This is a genomic window from Serratia liquefaciens, from assembly GCF_027594825.1.
Classification (GTDB): domain Bacteria; phylum Pseudomonadota; class Gammaproteobacteria; order Enterobacterales; family Enterobacteriaceae; genus Serratia; species Serratia liquefaciens_A.
In genome coordinates this window covers 436,357-448,890 of sequence record NZ_CP088930.1, presented here as the reverse complement: position 1 = coordinate 448,890, position 12,534 = coordinate 436,357, and the positions used below count along the sequence as shown (strand labels likewise).

Below are 12,534 nucleotides of genomic sequence, written 5' to 3'. Positions count from 1 at the left end.
GGTCAATAATTCTGTCGAATGATTAACCCAGCATAGGGATCAGGCGTTTACGGTGACGTTAATGCGTGGTGTACCGGCCAGTACGGACAAGGCGTCGACATTTTCGATGGTGATGTATTTGCCTTTAACGCTGAGAATTTCGCTTTTCTGGAAGCGGCCCAGCAGGCGACTGATGGTTTCAACCGTCAGGCCGAGGTAGTTACCGATATCGCCGCGGGTCATGGTCAGGCGGAACTCGCGCGGTGAGAAACCCCGCTCCGCAAAGCGGCGCGACAGGTTATAGACGAATGCCGCCAGACGCTCTTCGGCATTTTTCTTCGACAACAGCAGGATCATGTCCTGGTCGCCTTTAATCTCGCCGCTCATCAGACGCATGATCTGTTGACGCAGATTAGGCATTTTACCGGAGAGGTCATCCAGCGTTTCGAATGGGATTTCGCATACCATGGAGGTTTCCAGCGCCTGAGCGAAGCTCGGGTGCTTCAGACCGCCGATAGCATCAAAACCGACCAGATCGCCCGCCAGGTGGAAGCCGGTGATTTGCTCGTCGCCCTGTTCGGTGATGGTATAACTCTTGATGGTCCCGGAGCGGATAGCGTACAGCGATTTCAGTTCATCGCCGGCCTTGAACAGGGTCTGGCCCTTCTGGATAGGCTTTTTCCTTTCGATAATGTTGTCGAGCTGGTCCAACTCGTGCGCATTAAGAGTAAAAGGAATACACAGCTGGCTGATACTGCAATCCTGACAATGGATCGCACAACCACCAGACTGGATACGACGAATCACGCGTTTTTCCGGGATCATAGATTACGCTCATTCAATAATTGATATGCGTCAATTTTAACATCTTTTCCGGCAGGTGATAAGGGTGGCATTAATAAGAACGGGGGAATTCTGTGCGAATATTAAGCGATCTCACAGCCGTTTATTCTGTAGTTACCTGAAATATTTCGATTTATTTGCTAGTTACGCTCGGCAACGGTTGTCACGGTTGGCGCTCTGCATCGGCAAGAAATGAGGGGTAGCGCAGCGTATTTTTCAGTAAGCAGCATTTAACCCTGTCTTTTGAGCGCCTTTTGGCAGGGGGAGGCCAATATTTGTTCGCGCTGCCGGCGAAAACCGATCGTGCTCATGCCAATTTTTGCCGCACAGAACTTTTGGCTGACATGACCTGTTAGCCACCGGAATAGCCCATAGTGATCTGCGCTACTCCGGTGGGTTGAATTAAAGCAGGTCGCTCTGCAAGTAGCCTTCGTGTTTCAACAGCCACTGTTTGCGCTGAACGCCACCGGCATAGCCGGTCAACGCGCCCTGTGAGCCAATCACCCGGTGGCAGGGCACTACGATGCTAATGGGGTTGGAACCGTTGGCCATTCCCACCGCGCGTGAAGCCGTCGGGCGACCGATACGCTTAGCCAGTTCACCGTAGGTGATGATCTCGCCGCACGGGATCTGGCGCAGTTGCTGCCAGACGCTGCGCTGGAACTCAGTGCCGGCCGTCATGACCGGCAGATCGTTGATCACATCCAGTTCACCGGAAAAATAGCGCTGCATGGCATCGGTCAGGCCACCGGGATTGCGTTTGTCTACCAGTTGGAAACGATCGGCTCGGTAATGGGTATTCAGCAGCTTCATCAGGCGGACTTCATGTTCAGTCCAGTCGATAGCGCGCAAGCGGTCCTGCTCATCGGCAATCAGTACCAGTTCACCCACCGGCGTCGCCATACGATCAATAAAAAAAGTCTGCATTTTGATCACTCCTCTCGTTTGATGGGCAGATTATTGCACGAAACTTGGCGTGGCGATGGCGGATTCCGGACATGAAGATGGGCAACTCTGGGTTGCCCATCTGAAAGCGCGGTTTGAATAAGACTGACTTATGCTGCAATCTATAAAATAAATTTATAAAATATAAAGGTTGTTTTAGTCAGATCACCACAGGAACGTTAAAGAAACCCCCAGGGTTACTTATAGCTTATCGTGATGTTCTTGAGACGGTCGTTATTATTGACGATCTCAGTGGTCACGTTGGAAACTAATTCTGGCGGCATGTTGTTTAATGTGGTGGTAATTTGACCGCTTTTGTTTGCTGATTTTATACCGAAGCAATTCGAAATGATCCCTTCATTTAAATGCTTGATACTGCATGCCGGTGCCGTGATTTCACCAACAAAGCGAATGGTGCCAGAAGCCACAGGGTGGCTGGGGTTTTGTGCTGCTTGCAAAGTGGCTGGAAGAACGGCCAAGAGGACTAACGCCATAAGTGATTTTTTCATTATTAATTCCTTTTTAAAATGAAGTTAAAAATAAGTACTTCCAGTTGAATCAGCATTAATCAGAGGCGTTGCATGGTGCCGAAGTTGGAATGCAATGCATATCCAGTAAAAAAAGTTTTATATACTATTCTTAATTTTTCGTGCCAATGGATTTGATAATAGTGAGGGGGGTGAAGCAAAACCATGATTTAGATCATAGTGAAGTCGGCTTAATGATTTGGGAGGAGGTGTGGCGGTTTTACTGTGAACTGTATCACGATGGAAAACGGGCGCTGACCGCAGTTGAGACTGAAACTGCGGTCAGGATTGGTGATTTATGCTGCGTTACAGCATGCCGCTGCTGCCGCAGATGCGGATTTTCTCAGCCACAACTTCTTTCATCGCCAGCTTGCCGGGCACGATGTATTTTCGCGGATCGTTGGCATCGGGATGTTGGGAGAAGTAGCTTTTCACTGCGTCGGCAAAGGCGATTTTCAGTTCCGTAGCCACGTTGACTTTGCACACCCCCAGCGAAATGGCGCGTTTCACCATGGCTTCAGGAATACCGGATGCGCCGTGCAGCACCAGTGGAATATCGACCTGCTCGCGGATCAACGCCAGGCGGTCGAAGTCCAGCTTGGGTTCGCCGTGGTACAGCCCATGAGCCGATCCGATGGCCACCGCCAGCGAATCGATGCCGGTAGCGGTGACAAACTCGCGTGCGGCGGCCGGATCGGTGAAGAAGCTGTCGGTGGAGTCGACAATCAGATCATCCTCCTGGCCCCCGAGACGGCCCAGCTCTGCCTCAACGCTGGCGCCGTAGCGGTGACACAAGGCGACGGCCTCAGCCACTTTGGCGATGTTCTGTTCGAACGGCAGATGTGAGCCGTCGATCATCACCGAACGAATGCCGCTTTTGACCTTGTATTCGATATCGTCCATCTCTTCGTGATGGTCCAGATGCAGCGCCAACGGCAGATCGTAACGGTGTGCGGCCGCCTGACAGATACCGATCAAATAGTCGGTGCCGGCATAGCTGAAGGTGCCTGGCGTGCCCGCCATGATCACCGGCGAGCGCAATTCGGCGGCGGTCTCCGCCACCACCTGCACGGTTTCCAGATTATGCACGTTGAACGCCGGCACGGCATAACCCTGGCGCTGCGCTTTTTGCAGCATTTCGCGGTTGGATATCAGGTACATAGAGATTCCTTACGCCACAGAAGACGGATAACGGTAAATGGTGACGCCTTTAACCACCCGGTTCACTTCACCGGTCGGGCATGGGTTGTCCGGCGTCATGCCAAGCGCCAGCGAGCTTTCAAAGGCCAGCATTTGGGTGAATAACAGATAAGGGAACAGCAGCCAGACGTCGTCTTCGGCATGGTGCAGGTTCAGCATCATGTCCGATACCGGCTGCGCACTGCCGGTTAAGCCGACCATCTGCATCGCCAGACCATCGCGATGCAACTCGTTCCACAAATCGCGATCGTACTGGCGGGCGTAGTCACCGCTGGAGAACATCAGCAGCACCAACGTTTGGTCATCGACCATAAATTTGGGCCCATGGCGCAGGCCAAGCGGCGAGTCGTAGCGGGTGACAATCTGCCCGGCAGTCAGTTCCAGCATCTTCAGCGAAGCCTCTTCCGCCAGTCCGGTGAAACAACTGCCGCCCAGCGTGATGTAGCGTCGAAAACCGCTGGCAGCGAGCGCTTTTACCTGCGGTTGCAGCGTTTCACGCAGTTCGCGGCAGCGCGCCACCATGGTCGCGAGTGGCCGTTGGGCCTCGGCAAGGGAGTGCGGCCCGAGCAACAGCGCGGCGGACAACATCATGCAGCTGAAACTGGAAGTCATGGCGAAGCTTTGATCGTTGGAGCCTTGCGGCATCACCAACGAGCAGACGTTATCGCGCTGATGGGCATAGTGCGCCAATTGGCTGTCCGGGTTGCAGACCAGCATCAGGTGGTAACTTTCCGGCAGCAGTTGGTCGGCCAGCTCCACGGTGGCTACGCTTTCCGGGCTGTTGCCGGAACGGGCAAAGGACACCAGCAGCGTTGGGCGCGTCAGATCCAGATATTGGTGTGGGTTGGCGACGATATCGGTGGTGCCATAGGCCACCACGTCACGACCGGTTTTTTCTCGCAGCCAGGGCGCTAACGCACGGCCGGCGAAGGCCGAGCTGCCAGCACCGCAAAGCACAATCTGTAGGCGAGGATTGGCCAGCAACGGAGCAAGGAAAGGCTGCCACAAGGCCTGCTGCTCCTGCAGCTGTCGATGCAGCGCCTGCCATAAGTCCGGCTGTTGCCAGATCTCACGTGCGGTATGCAGCGCATGTCGTTGTTCCAGCCAGCCCGCATCGTAAGCAAAATAACCGTTCATGTTGAAAACTCCTTAAAAAGCCTCGGTTAACGGTCGGCGATAATCACGTCGACACCTAAATGGTTCAGCGCATGCAGGTAGTTTTCCGGGATGCGGCTGTCGGTGACCAAACGCTGGATTTGGCCAATTTCACGGATCATGCAAAAGCTGGTGCGACCGAATTTGCTGGCATCGGCGACGGCGATCACTTCGCGTGCTACGTCGCACATCGCCCGGTTGAGCTGCGCTTCACCGGGATCTGGCGTGGTGATACCGCTGAGCAGGTCAAAACCGTCGACGCCGAGAAACAGCTTGTCGAAACGAAACTGCCGCATATGCTGCTCCGCCGCCGGGCCATACAGTGACCAGGATTTGCGTCGCACGCTGCCGCCCACCACCATCAGATCAACCTGTTCGTTGTTGGCCAGTTCGAACGCGATGTTCAGCGCATTGGTCATCACCACCAGGTCTTTCTTGCCGGCCAGTTGCTGTGCCATCTGGCTGGTGGTGGAGCCGGAGTCGAGAATGATGGCATCGCCGTCGTTGACCAATTCCGCCGCGGCGCAGGCAATGGCGTATTTCACGTCGCGATTGATACGGCCCTTGTCTTGCAACGGGCGGTCGAAGGCAAACTGTTTATTGAGCATTGCGCCGCCATAAGCGCGCACCGCACAGCCGCTTTTTTCCAGCTGACGCAGATCGCTGCGGATGGTGACGCTGGAAACAGAAAACTGGGCGCTGAGTTGCTCGACGCGCACCGAACCTTCGCGACAAAGCTGGTCGATAATTAATTCCCGTCGTTTTACGGTATTGATCATTAACGCGAGACTCCCGATTTAGCTGTAGTCATACCCCGCCGCGGCGCAATGCGTCGCAGCTAATCTGACAGGAGTGCTTTCAGTTGTTCGTGGCAAATTACAGCAAACGAAACAATGAAATGCAACCGATAAATTCATAAAAAACTATATGTATCAACTGGTTATATTTATTTTTCCTTTCGATTGGTCATCAACCGAAAGCAGCCGGAAAATAAAGTGAAAAGCGGTAATCCGTTATTTATCAGGCGGCAACTCACCGCCTGGGGTAATTTGTCGAAAGCAGGATGAAAGCCACGACATTCATTTATTCCCGTCTGGCGTTTCACTGTTTTTTATTGCCAGCTTTGGCGTAATAATGCGGCCCCCCGTACGCCACTGCTGTCACCGTGCACTGGCGGATAGACTGCTGCCGGTTCGGCGCCCGGCAACAGCCAGGCGCTCATGGCCGGCGGTAGCAGGGCGTACAGCTCCCCGACGTTCGACAATCCGCCGCCGAGCACGAAGGCGTCGACATCGAGCAGCAATTGCAGCCCTGCCAGGGCGCTGGCCAGAATATCGACGTACATTGCTATCAGCCGCTGCGCCAGCGGATCTCCGTGCCGGTAATGGGCGATCAGCGCCGGTACGCTGTCGGCGCGGTGGCCGAAATGGCGGCTTAGCGCCAGCAGACCGCTGCCGGAAACGTAGCGTTCAAAACAGCCGGTCAGGCCGCAGTTGCAGGTAAACAACGGTAAATCGTAACGTTGCGCCAACTGGGCAGAGATCGGCGTATGGCCCCATTCGCCGGCCAGCCCGTTGCGACCTTTGTGCAATTGCTTGTTCATCACCAGCCCGCCGCCGGCACCGGTGCCGATGATGGCGCCGAAGACCAGCGCCAGATGCTCGGTTTGCGGGGTACTGGCCTCGGAAAGGGCAAAGCAGCGACAGTCGTTTTCAATTTCAACCGGCCGCGCCAGTTCATGGGCCAAATCGTCCGCCAGGCAGTGTCCGGTGAGGCAGGGGACGTTAACCGCCAGCTGCTTGCGGCTGCGGGGATCGGTCACGCCCGGCAAGCCGATGCCGATGCTGCCCTGGGTGTGCAGCTCGCGATCGGCATGGTCGACCAATTGCTGGATGCAGGACAAAAACGCGCGGTAATCGCCGGTAGGCGTGCTGACCCGTTGGCACAGCACCTGCCGCAATTGACGATCGTAGGCCGCCATTTCAATCTTGGTGCCGCCGATGTCGAAACCGTAACGCATCTGTGATATTTCCACGTTTCAGGCTCCACTCAGGGTAATTACCGCAGATTCGCGGCGCGCGCGTTCCGCAGCGAAGACCATCAGATGACTTTCCAGCGTTTCAGCCGGTCCGGACAGCACCTGTGAAGGATCGTTAGTGCGGATCGCCTCAATGAAATGCTGCATCAGGTAGTAGTCGCCGCCGCCGTGGCCGGACATGGCGTGCAGATCGTCGGCCTCTTCGACGTCGTACACTTTTTCACTGTCGTCAACGAATGAAGTGATACGGATATAACGACCGTCGCCCTCGAGACAGCCGTGGCTGCCGAAAATACGGGTTTTGCGATCTTCCAGCCGGGTGAAGGCGGTCATGGTGAAGGAGGCGGTGCGGCCACCGGCAAACTGCATATTGACCACCTGGTGATCGACCACGTTATTGTCGCAGCGGTAGACGCAGCGGCCATACTGACCGTCACGCAGCGCCGCCCGCAGGTGCGATTGGCTCACCTCCGGCGTCAGCACCCGCATGAAACCCGGCGTGGCCTTGTGATCCTCGCCAAGGTAAATACGTTTGGCGGAGTAGGGACAACTGGCTTCCACGGAGCAGTCCAGGCAGTTGTCTGCCGCACCGGCCGGCTGGTTCTCCTGGCGAAAATGGCGCAAACCGCCGAACGAGCTGACCTGTTCGCAGGGCAGTTCCATGATGTAACGGATCCAGTCGATGTCATGACAGGACTTCTGTAGCAGCATAAAGGCGGCCTCATTGTCGTTGCGCCAGTTGCCGCGAACAAAGGAGTGGGCCTGATGCCAGTAGCCCACCGGTTCCAGATGCTGCAGGCTGACGATGTCGCCAATCACGTTATCGCGCAGCAGTTGCTTGAGCTTTTGGGTGTAGCGCGTATAGCGCAGCACGTGGCCGACCGAGAAAATCAGCTTCTGGCGCACCACCTCTTCCACGATGGTACGACACTCGGCGGCCACCGGCGAAAGCGGTTTTTCCAGCAGCATGGCATAACCCTGTTTGGCAAAAGCCAGCGCCGGTTCCAGGTGCAGGGTGTCCTGGGTGCAGATCAACACCGCATCGGCCAGTTTTCCAGCGTCGGCGGCCTGTCGCCAGTCGGTGAACACCTTATCCGCCGAAATACCGTGCTGTTCGACGAACTGCTGTCGATAAACATCACGCGGTTCGGCTACCGCCACCACCTGCATTAAATCCGGATGCGCCAACGCGTAGCGCGAGTAAATTTCACCGCGCGCCCCGGCGCCAATCACCAGAACCTGAACCGGACGACCGGCAAAACCATTTTGTTTAGCTGACGACATTGCTCGTTCTCCGATCTTGTTATTTGAGGTTTTGGCCGCTGATTTCATCAAACAGGTGAGCACGGGTCAGATCGAAAGCCAGGTGGATCTGTTCTCCCAGACGTGGCTCCCAGTCTGGTTGCGACGCCATACGCAGCACAAAGCGCAGTTCAGCCAGTTCGCAGTGCAGCAACTCTTCGTTGCCCATGCGTTCGATGGTGACAATCTTCGCCGGGAAGCAGTTGCTGCTGCCGGGCGCGCACAACCGCAGTGACTCTGGCCGAATGCCCAGACACACGCGCGAGTGCGGATAATTTTCCAACTGTTGTTGCAGTGCCGGCGGCAGTTCGAGCGGATATTCATTGCCGATGCGCAGCCCAATGCCCTGCGCGCTACGCGTCACTGCCATGTCGTGCAAGTTCATCGACGGGCTGCCGATAAACTCGGCGACGAAGCGGTTAGCGGGCTGGTGGTACAGGTTGATGGGTTTATCCACCTGCATAATGGCGCCACGGTTCATCACGCAGATGCGGTCGCCCATGGTCATCGCCTCCACCTGATCGTGGGTGACGTACACCATGGTGGCGGCGGCACCTTCCTGTTTCAGTTGGTTATGCAGCTCGATCAGTTGGACGCGCATCGAGACGCGCAGCTTGGCGTCCAGATTGGAAAGCGGTTCGTCGAACAGAAACACCTTGGGTTTACGCACGATGGCGCGGCCGACCGCCACGCGCTGGCACTGCCCACCGGACAGCTGACCCGGTTTGCGCTGCAGCAGGTTGGTGATCTCCAGCTTTTCTGCGGCATCACGCACCCGACGGTCAATTTCGGCTTTGCTTTCCTTGCCGATCAGGCCGAACGCCATGTTCTTGTAGACCGTCATGTGCGGGTAAAGCGCATAGTTCTGGAACACCATGGCGATGCCGCGATCTTTTGGCATGGTGTCGTTGACGCAGCGATCGTGGATCAGGATCTGGCCTTCGCTGACGCTCTCCAGCCCGGCTATCATGCGCAGCAGGGTAGATTTGGCGCAGCCGGACGGCCCGACGAAGACCATAAACTCGCCGTCTTTAATGTCCAGATCGACCCCGTGCAGCGCATTGAAACCGTTGGGGTATACCTTCTTCACATTGTTTAACTGAATACCGGCCATGTTATTTACCTTGTGTTCGCGGTTAGCCTTTTACCCCAGCGCTGGCGATGCCCTGGATGAAGTAACGTTGGAAAAGAATGAACAGCATCAGCATGGGGATCACTGCCATCAGCGCCCCGGCCATCAGTAGCGGGTACTCCACCCCGGCGCGGCTAGACAGCGACGCCAGCCCGACCGGCAACGTCAGCTTCTCGGTGGTGGTGTTGACGATCAGCGGCCACATCAGGTTGTTCCAGCTCCACAGGCCGTTGATGATGATGCAGGCGATAATGCCAGGCCGGATCAGCGGCAGCATGATGCGCCAGAAGATGGCGAAGTAGCTGTAACCGTCAATCAGCGCCGCTTCCTCCATCTCCTTCGGTACCGCGAGGAAGAACTGGCGCAGCAGGAAAGTGGCATAAATGCTGAAGATGCCCGGTAGCACCAGCCCGGTGATGCTGTTCACCAGCCCCAACTTTTGCACCACCAGAAATTGCGGGATCAAAAAGGCTTGCCCGGGCACCATCAGGATGGAAATACACACCAGAAACACCGCATCTCGGCCGCGAAAATGCAGGCGCGAAAAACCGTAGGCGGCCATGGTGGCGATCACCATTTGCAGGGTGACGGTGAAAAAGGTGGCCAACAGCGAGTTCAGATAAAAATCGGCGAAGGGGATTTCGCGCATGATCTTACCGTAGGCCTGCAGGCTGGGGTGGGCCGGCAGCAGCGTCAGCGGGATCTGGATACTCTCGGCCTGAGTTTTCAGCGAAGTGACCAGCATCCAGATAAACGGCACGACCGAAGCCAACGCCGCCAACACCATAAACAGATACACCAGCGTTCTTTTACTTATGCTCATCGTCGCGGCTCCTCAGCTCACTTTCAGGCGTTTGCCAATCATCATTTGAATCAGGGTGATCAGCAGGGTGACGGCGAACAGCACCACGGTGATGGCGGAGGCGTAACCTTTCTCCTGCAGGTAAAAGGCGTATTTGTAGAACAGGTTGGTGACGGTCATCACGTCGCTTTCCACCAGCGCGCGGTCGAACATCAAAAACACCACGTCAAAGATTTGCAGGATCTCGATAAAACTCATTACCGAAACGAAGAACAGCGTCGGGACCATCATCGGCAGGGTGATACAGAAGAAGCGACGCAGGGTGCTGATGCCATCGATATCGGCGGCCTCATACAGCTGGCGTGGAATGCTCTGCAAACCGGCCAGTAAAATGATGATTTTCAGCGCCAGCGACGACCAGATAATGATGATGGAAACGCTGATGCGCACCACGTCCGGATCGGATAGCCAGGCCACCGGTGAAATACCCAGTTGCCCAATCGCCTGGTTAATCAGGCCGAAGTCCTTGTTGAACAGCCATTGCCACACCATCGCCACCGCGGCGGGCATGGTGACCGCCGGCAGGAACAGCAGGGTGCGCAACAGCGCCTTGCCGCGGATGTTTTGGTTGAGGCCAATGGCCAGCAGCAGCGACAGGCTTAGGCTGACCGGTACACACACCACCACATAGAACAGGGTGTTGCCGGCGGCGGTGTAGAAATCGTCGTCTTCAAACAGATTGACGTAGTTATCGACGCTGAGGGTGCTCCAGCGCATAAACTGATTGAGGTCGGTAAAGCTGTAAAAGATGTTCTGCAAAAAAGGGATGAAGTAAAACACCGTCAACCCAATCAACAGCGGTAAAATCATCACCCAACCCCAAAAACGCTCGGCGCGCTCCAGGCGGCTGAGCGCTGGACGTGGGATGCTTTTTTGTTGTTTTAGGGCACCGTAGGTATCTGCCAGCGACATGTTGCCATTCCTCAGCTGTAACGGCTTTGCGGGGTTCCGCTGCCGGCGCGCCTTCGGGCAGGCGCCGCCGGCACGGGGCGATTACTGCTCCATGATGCGTTCGATCTTCTTGACCGACTTATCCATCTCAGGTTTGGCATCCGCGCCCATAAAGATTTTCTTCAGACTGGCTATCCACATGTTCTGCCATTTTGGCGTATTGGTCCCGGCGGTTGGGTAGGCCTCAGTCACGTTAAGGGTGTCGATATAAGGCGTGACATCGACCTTCTTGATCTCCGCCGCCCAGGCTTTCGCCGCCACTTTATTGGCCGGGATCACCACTTTCGCCAACTCGGTTTGCGAAGCTTCGGTGCTCATAAACTCGATGTATTTCCAGGCTTCTTGCTTATGGGCGCTGTTGGCGGACATGGCGAACGCCAGGCTGTGCGCCACGCCGGATTGACGTTCGATTTTCGGCATCATTACCACGCCGATATGGTCGTTAATCAACGGATTGTTGGCGAAGGGGGCCGCCAACCACGAGCCGGCATACACCATGGCCGCACGGTTGGACTGGAAGATGTTCTCGGTTTTGACTTCGCTCATCTGCTGGGCGCTGGGCATCAGCCCGTCTTTCATCATTGACTGCAGCTGCTGATAGACCCAGATGGACTTGTCGTTGGCGATGTCGGTCGGCTGGCCGTCTTTCGGTACGATGTGGTTGCCGTTCTGGAACAGCAGGTTCATGTAGCTGTCCTGGCCGTCGATGCTAAGGTCCATCACCAACGGGAAGGCGCCGCCTTTCAGGCCGGTTTTCAAGGCGGCAGCTTTGGTTTTCAGATCGTCCCAGTTCCAGTCGCTGGTGGGGTAGCTGACACCGGCCTGATCGAACAGCTTTTTGTTGTACCACACCGCAATGGAGTCCACGTCGCGCGGGATAGCCATCTGTTGGCCGTCATACTGATAGGCTTTTACCGAACTGGCGACCACGTCATTTAATTTGACGCCGCTGCCGCTAATATAAGGTGTTAAAGGTTGCATAATGCCGTTTTTGGCATATTGAACAAAATAAGGCATATTTATCCAGAATATATCTGGCGCTACGCCACCGGCTGCGGCGGAATCCAATTTAACGAAGTATTGTGCCGACGGCGTTAATTCTATGGATATTTTGATATTGGGGTTTTCTTTTTCAAAGCGCTTGGCGATTTCCTGCTCGGCCGGTAATTGATTTCTGTCCCACACGGCATAACGCAAAGTTATTTGATCGGCGGCATATAACATGGTCGGCAATAATAATGCCGTCGCAATGGCAGAGTGCGCCAGAAGACGGCCGGTATTTTTTATCGGTGACATTGCTTTCCCCTCGGTGGACGACGAATAAATATTTTCGTAACGTGAATTCTTTCTATCCCTTAACTTTCAATGTGTCAATACACCCCGTTCTGCCCAAAAATGGGGCGCGAATGTTTCGATGTTGTTAAGATCGAAAGGGTTGGCGGGTAAACCGAAAGCGTTACTTGTTCACAATTCGTTAACCTTTTGCGGCGGTTTTAGCCCTGCCATACGGCAATGACTGGCCTTTGGGGTCATAGGAATAAGTGATAACCCTTGCACCATAATGGGGATTAAAAATATTTTTATTGTGCATGCCTGGGTA

At 55.3% G+C, this 12,534-nt stretch carries 12 protein-coding genes; all 12 read right to left on the bottom strand.

Translation table 11 applies throughout. The features are described 5' to 3' along the window. Positions 1-39: 39 nt before the first annotated feature. The 12 genes from LQ945_RS01955 to LQ945_RS01900 all read right to left on the bottom strand — a co-directional run bounded on the left by LQ945_RS01955 (position 40) and on the right by LQ945_RS01900 (position 12,230). Positions 40-804 carry an FNR family transcription factor gene (locus tag LQ945_RS01955; RefSeq protein WP_012145310.1) on the bottom strand — a complete coding sequence of 255 codons (765 nt, stop codon included), beginning with the start codon at positions 802-804 and terminating at the stop codon, positions 40-42. A gap of 420 nt (positions 805-1,224) precedes the next feature. Beyond that, entirely contained in the window at positions 1,225-1,749 is a 525-nt protein-coding gene (gene ogt, locus LQ945_RS01950; protein ID WP_270102168.1) for a methylated-DNA--[protein]-cysteine S-methyltransferase, read from the bottom strand. A 215-nt stretch (positions 1,750-1,964) separates the two neighbouring features. Then, positions 1,965-2,276: a hypothetical protein gene (locus tag LQ945_RS01945; protein ID WP_270102167.1), complete on the bottom strand. Its 312-nt coding sequence runs from the start codon at positions 2,274-2,276 to the stop codon at positions 1,965-1,967. Positions 2,277-2,600: 324 nt separating this feature from the next. Further along, entirely contained in the window at positions 2,601-3,455 is an 855-nt protein-coding gene (locus tag LQ945_RS01940; RefSeq protein WP_182823080.1) for a tagatose bisphosphate family class II aldolase, read from the bottom strand. A 9-nt stretch (positions 3,456-3,464) separates the two neighbouring features. Further along, positions 3,465-4,631 carry an SIS domain-containing protein gene (locus tag LQ945_RS01935; RefSeq protein ID WP_044551457.1) on the bottom strand — a complete coding sequence of 389 codons (1,167 nt, stop codon included), beginning with the start codon at positions 4,629-4,631 and terminating at the stop codon, positions 3,465-3,467. A gap of 26 nt (positions 4,632-4,657) precedes the next feature. Next, positions 4,658-5,428 carry a transcriptional repressor AgaR gene (agaR, locus tag LQ945_RS01930; RefSeq protein WP_044551455.1) on the bottom strand — a complete coding sequence of 257 codons (771 nt, stop codon included), beginning with the start codon at positions 5,426-5,428 and terminating at the stop codon, positions 4,658-4,660. Positions 5,429-5,760: 332 nt separating this feature from the next. Beyond that, positions 5,761-6,669, bottom strand: a complete 909-nt coding sequence (locus tag LQ945_RS01925; protein WP_270102950.1) for an ROK family protein — start codon at positions 6,667-6,669, stop codon at positions 5,761-5,763. Between the two features lie 18 nt (positions 6,670-6,687). After that, complete coding sequence (locus LQ945_RS01920; protein ID WP_270102166.1) at positions 6,688-7,971, bottom strand: Gfo/Idh/MocA family protein; 1,284 nt, start codon at positions 7,969-7,971, stop codon at positions 6,688-6,690. Between the two features lie 19 nt (positions 7,972-7,990). After that, the gene (locus LQ945_RS01915) at positions 7,991-9,103 is read right to left on the bottom strand and encodes an ABC transporter ATP-binding protein (protein ID WP_262239498.1); all 1,113 of its coding nucleotides are present in this window, start codon (positions 9,101-9,103) and stop codon (positions 7,991-7,993) included. Between the two features lie 22 nt (positions 9,104-9,125). Then, positions 9,126-9,944 (bottom strand): carbohydrate ABC transporter permease, encoded by an 819-nt coding sequence (locus LQ945_RS01910; RefSeq protein WP_044551448.1) that lies wholly within the window; start codon positions 9,942-9,944, stop codon positions 9,126-9,128. Positions 9,945-9,956: 12 nt separating this feature from the next. After that, a complete protein-coding gene (locus tag LQ945_RS01905; protein WP_020827041.1) occupies positions 9,957-10,895 on the bottom strand; it encodes a carbohydrate ABC transporter permease in 939 nt (312 codons plus the stop codon). An 81-nt stretch (positions 10,896-10,976) separates the two neighbouring features. Continuing rightward, positions 10,977-12,230: an ABC transporter substrate-binding protein gene (locus LQ945_RS01900; RefSeq protein WP_270102165.1), complete on the bottom strand. Its 1,254-nt coding sequence runs from the start codon at positions 12,228-12,230 to the stop codon at positions 10,977-10,979. Positions 12,231-12,534: the final 304 nt, after the last annotated feature.

What these genes read in the sequence shown, in the direction of transcription:
- ogt (WP_270102168.1), bottom strand. Translation starts at nt 1,749, where the DNA reads ATGCAGACTTTTTTTATTGATCGTATGGCGACGCCGGTGGGTGAACTG.
- LQ945_RS01925 (WP_270102950.1), bottom strand. Translation starts at nt 6,669, where the DNA reads ATGCGTTACGGTTTCGACATCGGCGGCACCAAGATTGAAATGGCGGCC.
- LQ945_RS01910 (WP_044551448.1), bottom strand. Translation starts at nt 9,944, where the DNA reads ATGAGCATAAGTAAAAGAACGCTGGTGTATCTGTTTATGGTGTTGGCG.
- LQ945_RS01920 (WP_270102166.1), bottom strand. Translation starts at nt 7,971, where the DNA reads ATGTCGTCAGCTAAACAAAATGGTTTTGCCGGTCGTCCGGTTCAGGTT.
- LQ945_RS01915 (WP_262239498.1), bottom strand. Translation starts at nt 9,103, where the DNA reads ATGGCCGGTATTCAGTTAAACAATGTGAAGAAGGTATACCCCAACGGT.
- LQ945_RS01935 (WP_044551457.1), bottom strand. Translation starts at nt 4,631, where the DNA reads ATGAACGGTTATTTTGCTTACGATGCGGGCTGGCTGGAACAACGACAT.
- LQ945_RS01945 (WP_270102167.1), bottom strand. Translation starts at nt 2,276, where the DNA reads ATGAAAAAATCACTTATGGCGTTAGTCCTCTTGGCCGTTCTTCCAGCC.
- agaR (WP_044551455.1), bottom strand. Translation starts at nt 5,428, where the DNA reads ATGATCAATACCGTAAAACGACGGGAATTAATTATCGACCAGCTTTGT.
- LQ945_RS01900 (WP_270102165.1), bottom strand. Translation starts at nt 12,230, where the DNA reads ATGTCACCGATAAAAAATACCGGCCGTCTTCTGGCGCACTCTGCCATT.
- LQ945_RS01905 (WP_020827041.1), bottom strand. Translation starts at nt 10,895, where the DNA reads ATGTCGCTGGCAGATACCTACGGTGCCCTAAAACAACAAAAAAGCATC.
- LQ945_RS01955 (WP_012145310.1), bottom strand. Translation starts at nt 804, where the DNA reads ATGATCCCGGAAAAACGCGTGATTCGTCGTATCCAGTCTGGTGGTTGT.
- LQ945_RS01940 (WP_182823080.1), bottom strand. Translation starts at nt 3,455, where the DNA reads ATGTACCTGATATCCAACCGCGAAATGCTGCAAAAAGCGCAGCGCCAG.